This is a genomic window from Aeromonas sp. 75A, from assembly GCF_051919425.1.
Taxonomy (GTDB): domain Bacteria; phylum Pseudomonadota; class Gammaproteobacteria; order Enterobacterales; family Aeromonadaceae; genus Aeromonas; species Aeromonas veronii.
Window position 1 is genome coordinate 2,087,736 of sequence record NZ_JBQBES010000002.1, and the last position, 19,346, is coordinate 2,107,081.

Here is a 19,346-nt window from a genome sequence, read left to right on the forward strand (position 1 = left end):
CTCCGCTGGGCCAGTACTCTCTCCCTGTTACGTCTGTTTACACTCTATTTGGGCAGCGCGCCCCTCCTTTCGGTTATGCTTCAGCCTCGAGTCACTGACAACCGGATGTCATCGGCCCATTTCAGGCATTTTTCATGAATAACAAAATTTCCTTTGCTTGCTCTCCTGCCCTGCTGGCAGCCTTGCTGCTGGGGGGCTGTACCATCAAGCCGCCATCCACCGATGTGATGATGGGCTCCATTGCTTCACAACCGCAGGAGGAGCGCTCTCTTTCCCCCTTGCTGACCAGCGGTGATTTTTGCGTTGCGGTGTCCCAACAGAAGGTGTTGGCACAACCTTGCAGCGGAAAAGACGATCAACTGTTCGAGTGGGATCTGGGTGAGTTGCGCCTGCAGGATCTCTGCCTGCAAGCCAAAAACGACAGCGAAGTGATGCTGGCACCCTGTGACGGTCAGGCGCAGTGGGAGTGGCAGAAAGACAGGCTGTTCAACAGCAAGGTCTCCCGTTGCCTCGATGTGGCCGGGCGACGCCATACCCCCGGCACGCCGCTGCGACTGGCTGAATGCTACGGCGGAGCGAACCAGAGCTTCAGCTGGCAGCGGCCCAATCCCTGGCTGGAAACCCTGAAAAAACAAAGCCTCACATGGTGAGGCTTTGCTGAATCGGATGTCGGGATGAAGAGGATCAGGCGGCGCTGACGCTCTCCAGTTCGAACAGCTTCTCCAGATAGACAGCGACGCCATCTTCGTCGGAGGTGAGGGTCTGCTCATACTCCGGCAGCGCCATTTTCAGGCGGTCATGGGCGTTGCCCATCACGATGCCGCGTCCCACCATGGTCAGCATCTCGAAGTCGTTCATGCCATCGCCGAAGGCGATCGCCTCGGACATATCGAACCCGTTCTGCTCCAGCACGGCACGCACCGCATTGCCCTTATGCACCCCGGCGTGCATCACTTCGAGACAGTCCGGCAGGGAGAAGGTGACATTGAGCTGATCGCCATAGCGCTGGTTGAGGTGCGCCTCAATCTTCAGCAGCTTCTCGTGGTCACCGATGTAGAACACCTTGTTGATCTGCTCTTTCGGTTCCTGCTTCAGGTCATCGACCAGACGGTAGGTGAACCCTGACTCGTCGTGGAACTGCAGCAACCAGGGCAGCTCCTCTTCCACCACCCAGTCATCACCCTGATAGACATTGAGGTGGATAGAGGGGTCGCGCTCCAGCGCAATCAGTTCGGCGGCGATCTCGGTCGGCAGCGGCTGGTTGAAAATCAGCTGATCCTGTTTGTCATGGACCACGGCGCCATTGGAGGTAATGAGGTAGATGTCCATCCCCAGCGCATCGCGGAAGCTGCGAACGTCAACATGATGACGGCCGGTGGCGACCACGAATTTCACACCTTGTTCTACCAGACGGTGCAGGGTATCCCGGGTACGGGGAGAGATCTGGTGCTGCTTGTTGAGCAGAGTGCCATCGAGATCGGATACAACTACCTTGAACATCATTACCTCGGCATCGATTGAAAACAGGGGCAGTTTACCTTAGCCCGCACTGTCACCCCATTTATTTAGGGTTACAAAAAATAGCCAGCTCAGAAGCGGGCGAAAAAGTCGACCATCGCGGTCAGGGCGGGCTGGCGCTTGTCATCGGATTCGATAAACAGCTCGTGCCAGGCACCCTCGATGCGCAGTGGTTTGCCCCCTTCGCACTTGGCTATGGTGCAGAAGCGATCCTGCGCGGCATTGTCCACCACGCTGTCGTTGCCAGCCTGCAGTACCAGCAGCGGGGTTTTGATGGCGCCCGCATCGGCGATGGCGGCATCGGCACCGGTGATCCCCTGATAAATCCAGTGGGCGGTCGCGCCACCCAGCTTGATCTGCGGGTGCTGTTTGTAGATTTGGCGGAACGCTTGATAGCGGGGCTGGCTGTGAGTCAGTTCGTTATCGGCAAAGCCGTGATCCTGATAGGCACCCTGACCGGGGCCGTAGGGAGGCTCGCCAAGCCAGCCGCCGACCGTGCCTATGGTGCTCGCCAATCCCTTGGCCAGCCACTTGGGCAGACCGCCGAGATTGATGCCCAGCATGGGGGAGGAGAGCACGGCCGCCTTGATATCATCTGGCCAGCGCTCCAGATAGCGGGCCGAGATGGCACCGCCCATGGAGTGGGCCAGCAGGAACAGCTTGGCAGGCTGGTCCGCCATGATTATCTGGTCGTGAAACTGCTTCAGATCGATCACATAATCGTCGAACTGGTCGATATATCCCTTCTGCGGGTCATTCAGCATCCGGCCAGACATCCCCTGACCGCGATGGTCGATGAGATAGAGGCTGTAGCCCTGACGCCAGAGATCCCACGCCAGCTCCTGATACTTGAGGTAGCTCTCGACCCGGCCATTAACGATCAGGATGGCGCGATCGACCTTGGCTTGCCGCAGCGCAGCATAGCGGATGGTCACCCCATCCTTGCCCTTGAACTCTCCTTCCACCGCATGCTGGCGCCAGAAGTCGGGCAGGGTTTGCTGGTAGAGGCTGGGTACATCGGCTTCGCTGGTGAGCTGATAGGTATTGGTCACGGCAAGGGCTCCGGCAGAAAACAGGGTCAGGGCCAACAGGGAAAGAGAGAGGGGTTTCATCAGGCACACTCCTGTTGCCAATGGTGATAAAGGGCGGCGATATCCCCCGAGCAGAGTAGCGCCATGCTGGCTTGCAAGCGTGGCAAGGGCCAGTCCCACCACTGCATCTCTTGCAGCATGAGGATCTGCTCATCGCTGAAACGACGGCGGATCGGTTGGGCCGGGTTGCCGCCGACTATGGTGTAAGGGGCCACATCTTTGGTCACCACGGCGCGGGTGGCGATGACGGCGCCATCACCTATGGTGATGCCGGGCATGATCATCGCTTCCGAGCCGATCCAGACGTCATTGCCAATCCGGGTGTCCCCCTTGCGCTGAAAGCCGCTGCGGGCCCCTTCGCCAAAGGTGTCGGGGTTGAACGGGAAGGTGGAGACCCAATCCAGCCGGTGGCCCTGATTGCCCGCCAGCATGAAGGTGGCGCCCGAGCCGATGGAGCAGAATTTGCCGATGATCAGCCGATCCACCTCGCCCCAGAGGCCGCTCTCCCAGGTGTCGCGGGTCGAGCCATCGCCGAGCAGGTAACGGACGCAGTGATCCTCGAACGGCTTACCGTGGTAGTAGCCGGAGTAGTAGCTGTAGTCGCCGGCCTCTATATTCGGGTTGGTCAGGTGATCCTTGATGATTTGCGATTCCAGCCAGCTGCCAAAAGGGTTCTCCATCACTCCTCCTGCGGATCGTCCTGTTCGCTCTGCTGTGCCCACCCTTTGCGGGTCAGCTGCATCCGTTGCCACCACTCTTCGTCCGCCAGAATTTCACCGGCCGGGCCGAGCTGGGGGTAGGGCATCTCTTTCTCTTTGCAGAGCTGGGCATAGATAGGATAACCCCCCTCGAACAGGATGCTGTTCTGCTCTTCCAGCGTGAGCGGGCAGCCGCGTTGATAGCAACCGGCCAGTTCGCGCTGGCGCTGCGCCTCGTAGAGGATGGCGGCTGCAGCCACCGAGACGTTGAGGGACTGCACCATGCCCACCATGGGGATGACGATATGGTGGTCGGCCAGCGCCAGCGCCTCTTCACCGATGCCGTGCTTCTCCTGACCCACCAGAATGGCGGTCGGTTTGGTGTAGTCGATGGCGCGAAAATCGACGGAGCTGTCAGAGAGATGGGTTGCCAGGATCTGCATGCCGGAGGCTTTAAGCTCGGCGACCGCGCTTCCGATATCCGGGTGCAGTTTTACATCTACCCAGTTCTGGCTGCCGCGGGCGGTGCCCTTGCGCTTGTGGATCCAGGTTTTGGGCCAGACGGCGTGTACCCGGTGGATGCCGATGGCATCGGCGGTACGCACGATGGCGGCCAGATTGTGAGGTTTGTGTACCTCTTCCATACAGACGGTCAAATCGAGCTGACGCTGGGCCAGCATGTCGGTGATGCGCTTGAAGCGTTCGGGGGTCATGGCTTGTCTCAATAAAAGCAGCAGGCGGCTTGCGCCGCCTGTGTTCAGTTCTTCTGTCGGCTCACCTTGAGCACGTTGGGCATCACGCGGATCTTGCGCATGATGTTGGCCAAGTGGATGCGGCTCTTGGTGGTGATGAGCAGGCTGACCTGATAGACCCGGCCATCCTTCTCTTCGGTGCTGATGGCGTGAATATTGGCGCCGGTGGCGGCAATCACGTTGGCCAGCTCGGCCAGCGCACCCTGATGGTTGACGATCTCGATGCTGATGCCGGTGCGGAACTCCTGTTCCTGCTCCTTGTCCACTTCCCACTGCACCGGCAGATACTTGTCCGGCTCCTTGCTGTAGCCCTTGATGTTGCGGCAGGCTTCCTGGTGGATCACCAGACCCTTGCCCGGGCTGATGTGGGCGATAATGGCATCCCCCGGGATCGGACGGCAGCAGTTGGCGAAGGTGACCAGCATGCCGTCGGCACCCTTGATCGGCATCTTCTTGCTGCTGGTTTTGGGCTGCTCTTCCGGCGGCAGTTCATCCCCCAGCATGCGGCGCGCCACCATGACACTCATGGCGTTGCCGAGGCCAACATCGGCCAGCAGCCCTTGCAGGTTCTCGTGCTTGGTGTCGGCCAGCACCTGTTTGATGCGCGGCTCGGGAATGTCTTCGATATTCTTGGCGCCCAGCGCATGGTTGAGCAGGCGGCGACCCAGCACCACCGACTCTTCGGTGCGCAGGTTCTTGAGGAACTGGCGGATCTTGGAGCGTGCCTTGGTGGTCACCACGAAGTTGAGCCAGGCCGCGTTGGGGCGAGCCCCCGGCGCCGTGATGATCTCCACCGTCTGGCCCGAGTGCAGCGGGCTGCTGAGCGGGTAGGGGTGGCGGTCGACCCGCGAACCGACGCAGGCATGGCCGATATCGGTGTGCACCGTGTAGGCGAAGTCCACCGGCGTGGCGCCAGCGGGCAGCTCCATGATGCGTCCTTCCGGCGTGAACACGTAGATCTCGTCGGGGAAGAGGTCGGTCTTGACCCCTTCGATAAATTCAAACGAGCTGCCGGCGCTCTGTTGCAATTCCAGCAGGCTCTGCATCCAGCGCTGGGCGCGGATCTGGGCAGTGGTGCCCGAGCTGTCGCCATCCTGCTTGTAGGCCCAGTGGGCGGCAACCCCTTTGTCGGCCATCTGGTCCATGAACTCGGTGCGGATCTGCACCTCGACCGGTACCCCGTGCGGCCCCACCAGAGAGGTGTGCAGCGACTGGTAGCCGTTGGTCTTGGGGATGGCGATGTAATCCTTGAAGCGGCCGGGGCGCGGCTTGTAGAGGCTGTGCATCTGCCCCAGCACCCGGTAACAGGTATCTATGTCCTTCACCTTGACCCGAAAGGCGTAGATATCCATTACCTCATGAAATTGCAGCTCTTTTTTCTCCATCTTGTTGTAGATGGAGAACAGGTTCTTCTCGCGGCCACTGACCTGATGCTCGATCCCCGCTTCTTTCAGGCGACCGCTGATTTCGCTCTGGATGGAGTCGATGATCTCGCGACGATTGCCACGGGCGCGGCGCACCGATTCGCGCAACACGCGGGATCGCATGGGATAGAGCGCCTCGAAGCCCAGCTCTTCCAGCTCGTTCTTCATGGTGTGAATACCGAGGCGGTTGGCGATGGGAGCGAAGATTTCGAGGGTTTCCCGGGCGATGCGGCGGCGTTTGTCCGGTCGCAGGGAACCCAGGGTACGCATATTGTGGGTGCGGTCGGCCAGCTTGATTAGAATGACCCGGATATCCTGGGTCATTGCCATCACCATCTTGCGGAAGTTCTCGGCCTGCGCCTCTTTGCGATCGCGAAATTTCAGCTTGTCGAGCTTGGAGACCCCGGCCACCAGTTCTGCAACCGCATTGCCAAACTGTTCGGCCAGATCGGCCTTGGTGACAGAGGTGTCTTCGATGACGTCGTGCAGCACGGCGGCCATCAGGGTTTCATGATCGAGGCGCATATCGCCCAGAATTCGGGCTACGGCGACGGGGTGAGTGATATAGGGCTCGCCACTGGAACGCATCTGGCCCTGGTGGGCATCACGGGCCACCACATAGGCTTGCTTGAGCTTCTCAACCTGCTCTGGCGGCAGGTAGGAACTGGCTATTTCTTTAAGGTTTTCAAATAAATACAAGACAGTCCCCGCAGCGGTAAAACGGCAATTCGTGGAATTGAGGGTATAGCCCTGAGTTTGCGAGGTTTTCGAGCGGTTGTAAATGGGGATGAACAGTCGGCACCCGGGCGGGTGCCAACCGGAGGAATAACTTAACCGCGGCCTTCGGCGATGGCAGCAACGGCAGCCAGCTCGGCGGCTTCCTGCTCTTGCTGTTCGTAGCGGTCCTGGGTGTCCATCACTTGATTGTTCACCAGACCCAGCTCGATCTCACGCAGGGCGATCACAGTCGGCTTGTCGTTCTCTTCGTCGACCAGGGGATCTTTGCCTTGTACCGCGATTTGACGAGCGCGGCGCGCGGCGACCAGCACCAGGTCAAAACGGTTACCTACCTGTTTTACAGCATCTTCTACAGTAACGCGTGCCATGCAGGACTCCAGTGTTTGGGCTTTCTGTATTTAGAAAAGCAGTGTTTAAAAATGACGCAAAAGTTTACTTGTTTTTGGCTTACTCTGCCAGTAGCTGTTGCAGCAAGTTTTTTTGAGCCTGTTGCTGGTGACGCATCTCCAGCCGTTGGCACTCAATAATGGACCTGAGCTGGAACAGCGCCTGCTCGAAGTCTTCATTGATAATGACATAGTCATACTCGTCGTAGTGCACCATTTCGGCAATGGCTTTCGCCATCCGGCCGGCAATCACTTCGGCGCTGTCCTGACCGCGCCCAATCAGGCGGCGTTCCAGCTCTTCGCGGCTGGGGGGCAGGATGAAAATGGATTTGGTCGGCATCTGCTCGCGGATCTGGCGGGCACCTTGCCAGTCGATGTCGAGGAATACGTCGATCCCCTTGGCCAGACAGGCTTCGATGGCGGCGCGTGAGGTGCCGTAGTAGTTGCCGAACACTTCGGCCCACTCCAGAAAATCACCGCGTTCGATCAGTGCCTTGAACTCTTCCACCTGAACGAAGTGGTAGTGTACGCCGTGCTCTTCGCCAGGACGGGTGGCGCGAGTGGTGTGGGAAACCGACAGCTGCATCTTGCCCGCAGCGTTATGTTGGGTCAGCAAGGCATTGAGCAGACTGGATTTACCAGCGCCGCTCGGAGAAGAGATGATATAGAGAGTGCCTTGTTGCGCCATATTATTACCTTTAATCGAAACCGCTGTTTTGGTTGTAGCAGAGACCGCCGTCTTGTGCCCGAAAGGGAGACAGCCAAACGCAAAACGCGGAAAATTCTTGAGTCAGGAGGATGTAAAGGCGGCGAATTTTACCAGAATGCGGCGAATAAAAAAACGGCCGGAATCATATTCCAGCCGATCAAAGTATTCGTAGCTTGCTGCGGGAGCGTAACCCACATCAGCCTGCATTGTGCCTTTGGCTGAGGGCAGAGGCTATCAGGTTATCCCTGCCTGATGGCTCGGAATTCCCGAGGTGCTCTGTCACTACGGCAGTTGACGATCTGCACAGAGCCGATCGAACGCGGCGGTCACCTGCTCGCTGGTGATTTTTCGCATGGCCTCCGGATCCTTGAGGCGGGTGCGCCAGCTCAATTCGGCCAGCGGCTTGCCGGTCTCCTGCTCGACCAGCTCCTGATAGACGCTGACCACGTAGTCGCGGCACAGATATGGGCCGGTGCGGGCCGGATTGTGGTGGGCATAGAGACCGATCACCGGCGTGCCCACTATGGTGGCCATATGGGTGGGGCCGGTATCGGGGGCCAGTACCAGACTCGCCTCGCCAATCAGCGCCAGCAGCTGCTTGAGGTTGGTCTGCCCCACCAGATCGACCGGCTTGCTCTGGCTGAGTTGCCGGATCTCGGCGGCCAGATCCCGCTCCAGCTTGGCCGGCCCGCCACAGAGATAAACCTGAAAGCCCTTGTTGGCGGCGTGATCTGCCAGCGCGGCATAGCCTGCGGCCGTCCAGTTCTTGAAGGCCTTGCTGGCGGCGGCGCAGATCAGCAGGGTCGGTTTGCCGCCAATCTTCTCTTTTGCCCACGCCTGATGTTCGGAGCTGATGGGCAGTTGCCAGTCCGGGGTCAGATCCTTGATGCCGAGCTCTTTGGCGAAAGCGAGGAAACCGTCCAGCACGTGGGGGGAGGCAGGCGAAGGCACTTTGTGGTTGGTGAACAGCCACTGGCCGTCGTTGGCCCGTTCCCGATCAAACCCGAGTTTGACCTTGGCGCTGATGCCGAGGGTGGCGATGCTGGCTCGCATCGCTGCCTGCAGGTGGAGCAGGGCATCGAATTTGCGCCCCTTGAGGGTCTGCCAGAGATCGCGATAGCCGCGCCACCCCTTGCTCTTGTCGAAGGGGATCACCTCGACGCCGGGCAGATCGGCAAACAGGGTTGCCTCGATTTTGCCGGTGATCCAGGTGATACGGGTCTGTGGCCACTCCCGCTGGATGACGCGCACCAGCGCCAGTGCGTGGCAGCAATCCCCGATGGCGGAGAGCCGCAGGATGCAGATGGAGGAAGGGGGCGTTTGAAATAGCGGCATGTTGTGGCGCACGGCTGGCAAAAAGGGTGGATGGCATTATGCAAACTCCCCTCTGGATTGTAAAATTGCGCACAATCGTCAGCCGGGATAGGCCGGGCCCAGCGCCATGACCTGTCTCTGTACGTCGTTGATTAAAGGCCACTATTGCGGGCATGCCAGAGCGGCAGCCTCATCGCCAATTGAAAAATTGCGATCCATGACCCACCGAGCGGGATCTCCACGATGCGAGTACAGACCGAACACAACCAGATCTGCTGGTATGCCGAAGGGGCCTTTCGCGACCCCTCTCCCCAGTTATTCGATCCTGCCTGGTGGCAGAACAACCGTCAGGTGGTGGGAACCTCCATCGGGCGGGGGGTGACCTGGTTCGTCAAGGATGAGTCCCGCCATCTGGTGCTGCGCCACTACTATCGCGGCGGCATGGTGGGCAAGGTGGTGCGGGATCGCTTCTGGTTCGAAGGGGTCGAGTCGAGCCGTGCCATGGCCGAATACACCCTGCTGGCCAAGCTGTGCGAGCTGGGGCTACCAGTGCCGCGTCCGTTTGCTGCCCGCATGGTCAAACAGGGCCCATTCTATCGTGCTGATATCCTGATTGAGCGAATTCGCGGTGCCAAGGATATGGTGGCACTGCTCAAGCAGGGGCCGGTGGCGACCGAGGTATGGCACAAGATAGGCCAGACGGTGCGCCAGCTGCACGATGCCGGGGTCTATCACGCTGATCTCAATAGCCACAACCTGCTGCTCGATAAAGAGGGCAAAGTGTGGGTGATCGATTTTGACAAGGGTGCGATCCGCTCCCCCGGCGAATGGCAGAAGGCCAATCTGGAACGCTTGCTCCGTTCATTCAATAAAGAGTCTCAACTGCATACCAGTTTCCACTTCGTACCGGAGAACTGGCAGACCTTGATGAACGGGTATCAGGGAAAAGCGCTCTGACCCTGTTGCTCGGCGTGAACGCCAATGTTACTTATTGAGCAGGTATTCAGATCCTGTTTCGAGGCGCCCCATGGAAATGCTCAAGACACCTTTGGTCGATGTGACTGCCCGGCTTGATCCGGGTCTGCTGTCTGATGCCATGGCGCTGCTGGAGGCGGGGATCTGGAGCTGGTCAGCCCAACATGGACTGCAGCGTGATCCCTCCTGCCTGCGCCTGTTGGGATTGGGAGAGTGCTGGCCGGATGATCTCGGCTGGCTGGATCGGGTTCATCCCGACGATGTTGCCCGGCTGGAGGATGCCCTGCTCGCCTGCCAGAGCGGCCGCAGCAGCGGTCTGCGCCTCGAATACCGCATTCTGCATCATCACGGTCACTACATCCGGCTGGAAGAGCGGATGCGTCGCGATGAGCGGGGTTATCTGCTGGGGGTTGTCCGTCACCTCGATCCCGCTGCCGTGCTGGTGGAGGAGCGACATGGCACCGATCCGCTGACCGGTCTGGAGAGCCGTGGCCGTTTCGAGCAACTGCTTGAAGAGCGGCTGGCGACCGAGAGCGGCACTTTCAGTCTGCTGCAGTTTTCGGTCGATCACATGGCCAAAATCCAGCAGTTGTTTGGTGAAGCGGCTTGCGACGCCATGCTGGCCAAGCTGGCGCGTATCGTACGCCACGAACTACGGCGGGAAGATCCCTTCGCCCGCTGGGATGAGGACGGTTTTATCCTGATGCTCTCCCAGACCGAGCGGATGAGTGCGCTGGAGATCGCCGAGCGGCTGCGCCTCGAGATTGCCGATGCCAGCCTGCTGTCACAGCGGCCGGTCACCGTCAGCATCGGGCTGGTGCAGAGTCAGGCTGGCGAGCAGCTCGATCATCTGCTGGCCCGGCTGGCCAGCTGTCACAGTCAGGCCAGACGGGAGCACAACACCGTCGTTGGCTGAGTGTGGTCAGGGTTGGCCGCGCTGGTCACGCTGGCAGACCCAGAGCGAGGCCAGCATCAGCAGGCCGCCGATGGTCAGTCGGGTCAGGTCGGTATCCTTGCCCCAGAGCAGCAGATTGACCAGCAAGCCGGCCGGAATGAGCGCATTGTTCATGATGGCCAGCACCCCGCTGGTGACCAGCGTCGCCCCCTTGTTCCAGAGGAAGTAGCCGAGGCCGGAGGCTCCCACCCCCAGCCAGAGCAGAATGCCCCACTGCAACCCTGACGTTGGGTATTGCGGCTTGCCCAGCAGCCACCAGGCGGGCAGTGCGATCACCAGCGCTCCCAGATAGAAGCAGCCGAACACCGCCAGTTGCGGCGGTTGCTCCGCCTCCCTTGCCAGCAGTACCTTGTAGCCCACCTGACCCAGGGCGAAACAGAGGTTGGCCCCCTGCACCACCATAAATCCCAGCACATAGCTTTCGGTCAGGCCGTCGAAGCGGATGACGGCAGCCCCGAGCACCGCCAGCAGGGCGCCCCACAGATAGGTGGGCTTGAAGCGCCCCTCCAGCAGGTCGTGGAGCAGGGTGACGTAGATGGGGGTGAAGATGGTAAAGACCAGCACTTCCGGCACCGTCAGCAGCAGGAAGGAGTGGTAGTAGAAGAGATACATGATGCCGAGCTGGATGGCGCCCAGCGCCATCAGCTTGGCCGCCAGATCGGGGCGCAGCCAGCGGCGGCGCAGGAAGGGCAGAAACACCAGACTGGCGAGGGCGATGCGGGTCAGCACCGAGAAGTAGGCATCGACCTGACCAGCGAGGTAGACCCCGATCAGGCTGAAGGAGAATGACCAGAGCAGGGTGACCCCTATCAAGTAGTTCATGTGTTTGATTTATCGTCAGTTGTCAATTTCAAGGGGGGCTATGATGGCCGAGATGGAAGCGGCAATCCAGCGTTTATGGGCGCGATTGCCACAGGTCGGAGCATTTTCCTTTACCGCCAGCAATGGCGAGGGGTCGGCGACCGACTGGAATGGTCGGGGCGAGGGGCGTGTGCAGGTGGCCGATCATCAGGGGGGCTGGCTGTTTAACGAGCAGGGTCGCTACACCACGCCTCATGGCAGGGAACTCGCCATGCACAACAGCTTCTGGTGGCAGCGTAGCGAGCGGGGGATCCGTCTCTCCCATTTGCGTTATGAGGCGCCGGTCGAACTGTTCGAGCTGCTGCCGCAGGGGGATGGCCGCTGGCTGACCGCCGAACCCCATCTGTGCGGGGCGGATCACTACAGCGCCGAGCTGATCGAGATCGACGGTGGTTTTCTGCTGAGCTGGCAGATCTCCGGGCCGCGCAAGAACGAGCGACTCAGCTATCGCTATCTGATCTGACGCCGGCTGGCAGGCATAAAAAAACCGGCGCAGAGCGCCGGTAGCGGGGGACAAATCGGAGGTTTTTTAAAACAGTCCCAAAAACAGGAGAGATAGACTCTCGTCACACATTCAGAGATGGACTTCAGGCATTCAGGGCATAGCTCAGCATGGCTTGCAGCTTGCTATCGAAGAACCAGGGCAGCAGTACCATCAGCAGGCCCAGGATCCCGGCCAGTCGCTGGCGATATTGCCAGCCGGCAATCAGCACCAGACCACCGCACAGTGTGGTCAGGATGCCTGACATAGGGAGACCTCGCGCTGCATGCGACGCTGTTGCGCCCACTGGTTCATGGCGACCGAGCCGAGGATCAGTGCCAGAGCAACACCTGTGGTGGGGTGGATCTGCTCGCCGAGGAACAGGGCGCCCAGCATCACGCCGAACAGCGGCACCAGATAGTTGCTGAAGGAGGCGAACGTCGGGCCAGCCTTCTGGATCAGCGCCATGTAGAGGAAGTAGACCAGACCGGTACAGAGGGTACCCAGTACAGTGATCGCGCTCAGGGCCTGGGTGCTCGGCAGGGTCAGGCTGCCGAGATCAACCATGAAGGGGGCGACCAGCAGCAACTGGATTGCCGAGGAGATCAGGATATTGCGGGCGACCACGACCGGATGGTCCTTGGCGAAGCGCTTGATCATCAGCAGGCCGATGGCGAAGCAGCTGGCACCCAGCAGGATGGCCATGGCACCGAGCAGACCGGCGTTCATGCCCTGGGAGAGTTTCGGCCAGAACAGGGTGAGCACACCGGCAAAGCCGATGATCACGGAAAGCAGACCGGTTTTGGTGATTCTTTCACCAGAAATAAACAGCGGTGCAGCCAGAATAGTCACAAACGGGATACAACCCATGACCACGGCGGCGATGGCGCTATCCACATACTGTTGGCCCCAGGCGACCATGATGAAGGGGATGGTGGCATCCAGCAGGGCGATCAGCATATAGGTGCGCCACGGAGTGTGCTCACTCTTGAGCCGCATGAACAGGCAGAGCAGACCCAGGGTCAGGCTGCCGCACAGGGCACGACCGGCAGCCACCAGAATGGGGGGCAACTCGGCAACGGCCTGGTGCATGAAAATGAATTGGGAACCCCACAGCAGGCCAATGGCCAGCAATAACAGATAGCTACGCATTTGAATCTCCGATGTATTAAGCCAGCGCATTCTAGGCAATCTGTTACTATGGTAAAAATGAATTGTTGGCATTTAACTATGGCTAATATCGATGGATAGCTCGCTCGCCCGTCTTGACCTCAACCTGCTCGCCGTATTCGACATGCTGATGCAGGAGCGCAATGTCACCCGTGCCGCCGAACGGCTGCATCTCTCCCAGTCCACCGTCAGTCACGCCTTGGGGCGGCTGCGGGTGGCGCTGGATGACCCGCTGTTCGTGATGAGTCGGCGCGAGATGATGCCGACCGAGCGGGCCAAGGCGCTGGCCGGGCCGGTGCGCCAGGCGCTGGCGATGCTGGAGCAGGGATTGCGGCAGGCCAAGGGGTTTGATCCAGCTACTGCGCGGCGGATTTTCCGCATCGCCACCCCGGGCTCGGTGGAGCACGGGCTGGTGCCGGTGCTGGTGGACAGGCTCCATCGGCAGGCCCCTCACTGTCGGCTTGAGGTGTGCGAGCTGGCCGACAGCAACTACGAGCGGGAGCTGGAGAAGGGGGAGCTGGATCTGGTGATCGGTTTCGCCGGGGCGAATCACCTCTCACCCCGCTTGTGGCGGGAGGAGTGGTTCAACAACCCGCTGGTCTGCCTGTCGCCGCTCGGCAGCGAATTGCCCGATGTGCTGACGCCGGTCGAGCTGGTGAGCCGTCCCCACATCCATACCTCCAGCTGGGGTCACAGTCAGGCGATGGTGGAGCTCTGGCTGGCCCGTTTCGGGGTGGAGCGGGAGCTGGGCGTGCGGTTGCCGAGCTTTATGGCGGTGCCGCCGCTGATGGCGACCGGCCGCTATCTGGTGGTGGTGCCCGAGATGATCGGGCGCCACTTCTGCCGCTACTACCCGCTGCGGATGCACCAGCTCGACCCAGCCATCCCCATCGTCTACCTGATGGCGGGGCACCCGCTCACCGCCCACGACGAGGCGATCGGCTGGTTCAAGAGCCTGTTGCACCAGTTGGTGTTCGACCTCTACGGCGATGATGCACTCGGGACTCCCGCTCAGCGGATGCTGGCGAAGTAGTCGAGCCCCATGGCGCTTTTCACCTCCGCCAATACCTCATCGGTGATGATGCGAGCTTGCTCGGTGCCTTGATAGAGCAGCTCCAGCAGCATCTTCTTGTCGGCAATGGCCGCGGCCCGGCGCTCTCGCATCGGGGCGAGCAGGGTTTGCAGGCAGTCATTCAGCACCTGTTTGCAGCGCATGTCCCCCAGTCCGCCTCGTCGGTAGTGGGCCTTCATCTCGGCGACCAGCGCCTTGTCGGGGTGGAAAGCATCGAGATAGGCGAACACCGTATTTCCCTCCACCTGACCGGGATCGCTCACCTTGAGGTGGTTGGGGTCGGTATACATGGCGAACACCGCCTGTTTGACCTCTTCCGCCGACATGCCGAGCTCTATGGTGTTGCCGAGAGACTTGGACATCTTGGCCTTGCCATCGATGCCGGGCAGGCGGCCGGTGTCGCTCAGGATCGGCTGGCATTCGGTCAGCACCTCTTTGCCTACCAGAGAGTTGAAGCGGCGGACGATTTCGTTGGTCTGCTCCAGCATCGGCAGCTGATCTTCCCCGACCGGCACATGGCTGGCGCGAAAGGCGGTGATGTCGGCGGCCTGACTCACCGGATAGACCAGAAAACCGGCCGGCAGCGTGCGTTCGAACCCTTTTTGCTGGATCTCCGCCTTGACGGTGGGATTGCGCTCCAGCCGGGCGACGCTGACCAGATTGAGGTAGTAGCAGGTGAGTTCGGCGAGGGCGGGCAGGGCGCTCTGCAGGCAGAAGGTGGTCTTGGCCGGGTCGAGGCCGACCGCCAGATAGTCGGCCATCACCTCCAGTACGTTGTCGGTCACCTTGGTCGGGTTGTGGCCGTTGTCGGTCAGCGCCTGCAGATCGGCGATCATCACGAATTGACGGTAGTGGTGCTGGGCTTCGACGCGCTGGCGCAGGGAGCCGACATAGTGGCCGATGTGCAGTTTGCCGGTGGGACGATCGCCAGTCAGGATTACGGGGTTGTGCATGTCACTCTCTCCAGTTGGGTGAGCCGGGAGGCGACAAAGGGATAAAAACAGTTGACCGCCTCTCGGCGGTCACGGTGTTTTCTTTGGGAAATTTACAATAGAAACGCGGTGCCGCCTGTTTAGGAGCAGCACCACCAGTAGTTGTGATTGAATGCGGTCATGTTCATAGCAAATCAAACTACGCCGGTTTCATTACTTCTGCAAGGGGACGACCAGCAGATCGCAGGGCACCGTATTCATCAGCTGACGGGCGCTGGAGGTGAGCAGACTCCAGAAACTCTGGCGATGGCCGCACACCAGCAGGTCGATCTCATACTCCTTGACCGCCTGATTGACCCGCTCGCTCAGATCGCCGCAGATCACCAGCTTCTTCTCGATGGGATAGTCCACCGAGGCCAGAAATGCCTCCAGCTTCTCTTTCGCTTCGGCGATCACCTGATCCTGCACGTTGTCGATGTCGATATCGATCATTTCGGTGTAGAGATCCTTGAGGTCCACATCGACATGGATAACCGACAGCTTGGCGCCGTTGGAGCGGGCTTGTCCACCGCCTTGTCGATCACCTTGCGGTTATCTTCAGAGAGGTCGATCGCGGCCAGAATATGCTTGTAATAGGTTGTTCCACTCATGGGGGTTCTCCTTACCGATCCTTCAGCCCACTATACCAATCTCTGCTGAAACTAAAATGGTGCCTTAGGCACAGTTTTGGGATTTAAATGAGTTTAATGACGTGTGACACAGGGTCAGCCACTCAGTTATTAACCACTATTTGCCTATAAATTAAACAAGAGTTTGACGCCGGTCACACCCCTCGGCTTGCCGATCAGGGGGGGAGAGGCATAGGATGGGCCCGTGCTTCGCAATGAACACAAAACAACAAAAAGCATCTGAATACCGCTTTGGGGAGCCACGTGCTCCCTTTTGTTTTTCTGCCTCAATTCCCGCGGCTTTTCTGACTGATAGCGATCCGGCATCAAGTTAATCTCTTTCGATTTGGTTATGCTGTAGCCAGTTTCTTTGGAGGCCTTCCCATGATCATTCATCCCCAGATTCAAGGTTGTGTTGCCCGCAACTGTCACCCCATCGGCTGTCGCGCCGCCGTGCAGCAGCAGATTGAACGCATCAAGGCCGCTGGTCCGTTCAACGGCCCCAAGCGGGTGCTGGTGCTGGGGGCCTCCTCCGGTTTCGGGCTGGCGTCGCGCATTGCGCTCGCCTTTGGTGCCGGTGCCGACACCATCGGTATCTCGTTTGAGCGCGGCCCTTCCGACAAAGGATTGGGCAGCGCCGGCTGGTACAACAACATCTGGTTTCGCAAGGAGGCGGAGCAGGAGGGGCGTATCGCCATCAACCTGATTGGCGATGCCTTCTCCGACGGGATGCGCCAGCAGGCCATCGATACCATCCGCCAGCAGCTTGGGCAGGTGGATCTGGTGATCTATTCGCTGGCGAGTGGTATCCGGGTGCTGCCCGACGGCACGCAGGTGCGTTCGGTGCTCAAGACCACCGGCCAGCCATTCAGCGGTTGGGGGCTGGATCTGGAGCGCGATGCTCTGGTGCAGCAGTCGCTGGCGCCTGCCACGCCGGAGGAGATCCGCGATACCGTCACCGTGATGGGGGGCGAGGATTGGCAGCTCTGGATGCAGGCGTTGCAGCAGGCGGATTGTCTGGCCCCCGGTGCCCAAACCGTCGCTTACTCCTATATCGGCCCCGAGTCCACCTATCCCCTCTATCGGGATGGCACCATCGGTTATGCCAAGGAGCATCTGCACGCCACCGCCGAGACCATCAACCTGCAGCTGGCCGAGATTGGCGGCCACGCCTGGGTATCGGTCTGCAAGGCGCTGGTGACCAAGGCGAGCGCCTATATTCCGGTGCTGCCGGTTTATCTCGGCTTGTTGATGGGGGTGATGAAGGAGCGCGGTGTGCACGAAGGCTGCATCGAGCAGATGCAGCGACTGTTCGCCGCCAAGATGTACGGGCCCAATGGGGTGGTGGCCGATGGTAACCGGCTGATCCGGATGGATGACCACGAGCTCGACCCGGCCATTCAGGCCGCCGTTTCGGCGCTCTGGCCCAAGGTGACGCCGGACAATTTCCACGGGCTGGGGGACTTTTCCGGGCTGCGGCAGGACTTCATGCAGCTCAACGGCTTCGAGCTGCCGGGTGTCGATTATGCTGCGCCGGTGGATGTCGCCTCCCTTGGGGAGCTGACCCCCTGAGCTGAAAGAAACGGGATCTCCCTCTCGTTGGCGGGTTGATTCGCGGCGGGAGTGTGGCGACAATCGATACCAAATCACTGAGGAGAAACAAGATGCTGGCCCAAGCCATGATCGAGAAGTTGAACGAGCAGATTAACCTGGAGTTCTACTCCTCCAATCTCTATCTGCAGATGAGCGCCTGGTGCGAAGACAAGGGCTTTGAAGGGGCGGCGACCTTCCTGCGTCAGCACGCGGTCGAGGAGCGCCAGCATATGGAGCGTCTGTTCACCTACGTGAGCGAGACCGGCGCCATGCCCAAGTTGGGCGCCATCGATGCCCCTCCCCACGAGTTCAAGTCGCTGGGCGATGTGTTCCGTACCACCCTGGAGCACGAGTACCACATAACCAAGTGCATCAATGGTCTGGCCCACGTAGCCTTCACCACCCAGGACTACTCCACCTTCAACTTCCTGCAGTGGTATGTGGCCGAGCAGCATGAAGAGGAGAAGTTGTTCAAGAGCATCGTCGACCGTCTGGGTCTGGTGGGTGAAGATGGCAAAGGCCTCTACTTCATCGACAAGGAGCTGGCCGAACTGGCCAAGGGCGCCCCAGCCAGCATCATGGACAGCAACGCCTGATAGTCGTGGACACTTAGTGTTCAGCCAGTACAATAACGGCCCTTTTAAGGGCCGTTGTTTATTCTGGTGGGCAGCCACTATGGTTCTGTTCCGCCAGAGGCAATCACGGTTCAGGCCAGGTGCCGTTTCTATTTTGATAAGTGAGTGATGATGAAGCAGGTCGATGTGGTGGTGATCGGGGCCGGTGCGGCCGGATTGATGTGTGCGGCGCAGGCGGGCTACCGTGGCCGCTCCGTGCTGGTGCTCGACAATGCCAAGAAGCCGGGCCGCAAGATCCTCATCAGTGGCGGTGGTCGCTGCAACTTCACCAACCATCAGGCGGGCGCTCACGCCTACCTGTCGGAGAATCCCCACTTCAGCAAGTCGGCGCTGGCCCGCTACACCCAGCAGGACTTTATCGATCTGGTGGACCGCCACGGGGTCAACTATCACGAGCGCACCCTGGGGCAGCTGTTCTGCCTCGAGAGTGCCAAGGATATCGTCGATGTGCTGCTCACTGAGTGCGACTGGGCCGGGGTGACCCTGCAGTTCCAGACCGAGATCCTCACCGTCAGCAAGCAGGGCGAAGGGTTTGTGTTGACCACCAGCAAGGGTGAGATCGGCTGTCACTCGCTGGTGGTGGCGACCGGCGGTCTCTCCATGCCCAAGCTGGGTGCTACCCCCTATGGCTTCCAGCTGGCGGAGCAGTTCGGTCTCAAGGTGCTGCCGACCCGCGCCGGTCTGGTGCCCTTTACCCTCCATCAGGCCGAGAAAGAGGCGTTTGCCGATCTGGCGGGCATCAGCCTGCCGGTAGCGGTGACCGCCGAGGATGGCACTCGCTTCAAGGAGGCGATGCTGTTCACCCATCGCGGCCTCTCCGGCCCCGTCATCCTGCAGATCTCCTCCTACTGGCATGCCGGCGAGAAGATCCACATCAACCTGCTGCCGGAGCTGGATATTCCGGCCGCCCTGCGTGAGTGGGCGCAGGCACACCCCGCGCAGGAGCTGAAAACCGTGCTGGGGCGCGAGCTGCCCAAGCGCTTCGTCGACAAGCTGGTGGAGCTGGGTCAGCTGGTCAGCAAGCCGATGCGTCAGTACAACGAGCGGGAACTGGAAGCGGTGGCCAACTTGATTGGTGACTGGCAGATCCTGCCCAACGGCACCGAGGGGTATCGCACCGCCGAAGTGACCCTGGGCGGCGTCGATACCAACGATCTCTCCTCCAAGACCATGGAAGCGCGTAAGGTGCCGGGCCTCTACTTCATCGGCGAAGTGGTGGACGTGACCGGCTGGCTCGGTGGCTACAACTTCCAGTGGGCCTGGTCCTCCGGCTGGGTGGCCGGTCAGTACTGTTGATGTCACAGGGGCTGGTTTATCCGGCCCCGATTTATTGGTCGGGGTTATGGTGATCGGTCGGGTTGCCGCAAGGGGGCG

Annotated in this window: 20 protein-coding genes and 1 pseudogene; 8 read left to right on the forward strand and 13 right to left on the reverse strand. The window is 60.2% G+C overall.

Features of this window, described 5'->3' with window-relative positions; all coding sequences use genetic code 11:
- Nucleotides 1-134 precede the first annotated feature (134 nt).
- The gene (locus tag ACTG2T_RS09595) at nt 135-650 is read left to right on the forward strand and encodes a ricin-type beta-trefoil lectin domain protein (RefSeq protein WP_005339265.1); all 516 of its coding nucleotides are present in this window, start codon (nt 135-137) and stop codon (nt 648-650) included.
- Nucleotides 651-684: 34 nt separating this feature from the next.
- Here ACTG2T_RS09595 and ACTG2T_RS09600 read toward each other — a convergent pair whose 3' ends face one another.
- From ACTG2T_RS09600 to ACTG2T_RS09635, 8 genes are all read right to left on the reverse strand, one after another.
- Nucleotides 685-1,500 (reverse strand): Cof-type HAD-IIB family hydrolase, encoded by an 816-nt coding sequence (locus ACTG2T_RS09600; protein WP_005339262.1) that lies wholly within the window; start codon nt 1,498-1,500, stop codon nt 685-687.
- Nucleotides 1,501-1,589: 89 nt separating this feature from the next.
- On the reverse strand, nt 1,590-2,630 hold the full coding sequence (locus tag ACTG2T_RS09605; RefSeq protein ID WP_330125586.1) for an alpha/beta fold hydrolase: 1,041 nt from the start codon (nt 2,628-2,630) through the stop codon (nt 1,590-1,592).
- Nucleotides 2,630-3,289 (reverse strand): CatB-related O-acetyltransferase, encoded by a 660-nt coding sequence (locus ACTG2T_RS09610; protein ID WP_113740710.1) that lies wholly within the window; start codon nt 3,287-3,289, stop codon nt 2,630-2,632. Before ACTG2T_RS09610 ends, ACTG2T_RS09605 begins: the two co-directional genes overlap by 1 nt.
- A complete protein-coding gene (gene trmH / locus ACTG2T_RS09615; RefSeq protein WP_042063570.1) occupies nt 3,289-4,020 on the reverse strand; it encodes a tRNA (guanosine(18)-2'-O)-methyltransferase TrmH in 732 nt (243 codons plus the stop codon). Before trmH ends, ACTG2T_RS09610 begins: the two co-directional genes overlap by 1 nt.
- Before the next feature lie 44 nt (nt 4,021-4,064).
- On the reverse strand, nt 4,065-6,182 hold the full coding sequence (gene spoT / locus ACTG2T_RS09620) for a bifunctional GTP diphosphokinase/guanosine-3',5'-bis pyrophosphate 3'-pyrophosphohydrolase (RefSeq protein ID WP_005339255.1): 2,118 nt from the start codon (nt 6,180-6,182) through the stop codon (nt 4,065-4,067).
- 131 nt (nt 6,183-6,313) lie between these two features.
- The gene (rpoZ, locus tag ACTG2T_RS09625) at nt 6,314-6,589 is read right to left on the reverse strand and encodes a DNA-directed RNA polymerase subunit omega (RefSeq protein WP_005307060.1); all 276 of its coding nucleotides are present in this window, start codon (nt 6,587-6,589) and stop codon (nt 6,314-6,316) included.
- 79 nt (nt 6,590-6,668) lie between these two features.
- Nucleotides 6,669-7,295 carry a guanylate kinase gene (gmk, locus tag ACTG2T_RS09630; RefSeq protein WP_005357125.1) on the reverse strand — a complete coding sequence of 209 codons (627 nt, stop codon included), beginning with the start codon at nt 7,293-7,295 and terminating at the stop codon, nt 6,669-6,671.
- A 303-nt stretch (nt 7,296-7,598) separates the two neighbouring features.
- A complete protein-coding gene (locus ACTG2T_RS09635; RefSeq protein WP_330125585.1) occupies nt 7,599-8,651 on the reverse strand; it encodes a glycosyltransferase family 9 protein in 1,053 nt (350 codons plus the stop codon).
- A gap of 222 nt (nt 8,652-8,873) precedes the next feature.
- On the opposite strand from ACTG2T_RS09635, the gene ACTG2T_RS09640 reads away from it, so the two are divergent.
- Together ACTG2T_RS09640 and ACTG2T_RS09645 are read left to right on the forward strand one after the other, a co-directional pair.
- The gene (locus ACTG2T_RS09640; RefSeq protein WP_042082212.1) at nt 8,874-9,587 is read left to right on the forward strand and encodes a 3-deoxy-D-manno-octulosonic acid kinase; all 714 of its coding nucleotides are present in this window, start codon (nt 8,874-8,876) and stop codon (nt 9,585-9,587) included.
- Between the two features lie 70 nt (nt 9,588-9,657).
- Complete coding sequence (locus ACTG2T_RS09645) at nt 9,658-10,521, forward strand: GGDEF domain-containing protein (RefSeq protein ID WP_040069586.1); 864 nt, start codon at nt 9,658-9,660, stop codon at nt 10,519-10,521.
- A 6-nt stretch (nt 10,522-10,527) separates the two neighbouring features.
- On the opposite strand, the gene ACTG2T_RS09650 is transcribed toward ACTG2T_RS09645, so the two are convergent.
- Nucleotides 10,528-11,382: a carboxylate/amino acid/amine transporter gene (locus tag ACTG2T_RS09650; RefSeq protein WP_330125584.1), complete on the reverse strand. Its 855-nt coding sequence runs from the start codon at nt 11,380-11,382 to the stop codon at nt 10,528-10,530.
- Between the two features lie 40 nt (nt 11,383-11,422).
- On the opposite strand from ACTG2T_RS09650, the gene ACTG2T_RS09655 reads away from it, so the two are divergent.
- Complete coding sequence (locus ACTG2T_RS09655; RefSeq protein ID WP_330125583.1) at nt 11,423-11,884, forward strand: DUF6314 family protein; 462 nt, start codon at nt 11,423-11,425, stop codon at nt 11,882-11,884.
- Between the two features lie 124 nt (nt 11,885-12,008).
- Here ACTG2T_RS09655 and ACTG2T_RS09660 read toward each other — a convergent pair whose 3' ends face one another.
- Both ACTG2T_RS09660 and ACTG2T_RS09665 read right to left on the reverse strand, forming a co-directional pair.
- Nucleotides 12,009-12,170, reverse strand: coding sequence for a hypothetical protein (locus tag ACTG2T_RS09660; RefSeq protein ID WP_005339236.1), 162 nt, complete (start codon nt 12,168-12,170; stop codon nt 12,009-12,011).
- The gene (locus ACTG2T_RS09665) at nt 12,155-13,054 is read right to left on the reverse strand and encodes a DMT family transporter (protein WP_005357113.1); all 900 of its coding nucleotides are present in this window, start codon (nt 13,052-13,054) and stop codon (nt 12,155-12,157) included. The genes ACTG2T_RS09660 and ACTG2T_RS09665 overlap by 16 nt, the downstream gene beginning before the upstream one ends.
- A gap of 91 nt (nt 13,055-13,145) precedes the next feature.
- Here ACTG2T_RS09665 and ACTG2T_RS09670 point away from each other — a divergent pair, with 91 nt between their 5' ends.
- On the forward strand, nt 13,146-14,105 hold the full coding sequence (locus tag ACTG2T_RS09670) for a LysR family transcriptional regulator (protein WP_042656845.1): 960 nt from the start codon (nt 13,146-13,148) through the stop codon (nt 14,103-14,105).
- Here ACTG2T_RS09670 and trpS read toward each other — a convergent pair.
- Both trpS and ACTG2T_RS09680 read right to left on the reverse strand, forming a co-directional pair.
- A complete protein-coding gene (trpS, locus tag ACTG2T_RS09675) occupies nt 14,084-15,097 on the reverse strand; it encodes a tryptophan--tRNA ligase (protein ID WP_213388098.1) in 1,014 nt (337 codons plus the stop codon). The two genes, ACTG2T_RS09670 and trpS, sit on opposite strands and share 22 nt — an antisense overlap.
- A gap of 192 nt (nt 15,098-15,289) precedes the next feature.
- A pseudogene (locus ACTG2T_RS09680) lies at nt 15,290-15,726 on the reverse strand (universal stress protein).
- A 402-nt stretch (nt 15,727-16,128) separates the two neighbouring features.
- Between ACTG2T_RS09680 and fabV the strand changes: the two are divergent.
- The 3 genes from fabV (at nt 16,129) to ACTG2T_RS09695 (ending at nt 19,268) form a co-directional block, all read left to right on the forward strand.
- On the forward strand, nt 16,129-17,316 hold the full coding sequence (fabV, locus tag ACTG2T_RS09685; protein ID WP_330125582.1) for an enoyl-ACP reductase FabV: 1,188 nt from the start codon (nt 16,129-16,131) through the stop codon (nt 17,314-17,316).
- A gap of 92 nt (nt 17,317-17,408) precedes the next feature.
- Complete coding sequence (gene ftnA, locus ACTG2T_RS09690; RefSeq protein ID WP_005339225.1) at nt 17,409-17,933, forward strand: non-heme ferritin; 525 nt, start codon at nt 17,409-17,411, stop codon at nt 17,931-17,933.
- Between the two features lie 150 nt (nt 17,934-18,083).
- Nucleotides 18,084-19,268, forward strand: coding sequence for an NAD(P)/FAD-dependent oxidoreductase (locus ACTG2T_RS09695; protein ID WP_330125609.1), 1,185 nt, complete (start codon nt 18,084-18,086; stop codon nt 19,266-19,268).
- Nucleotides 19,269-19,346: the final 78 nt, after the last annotated feature.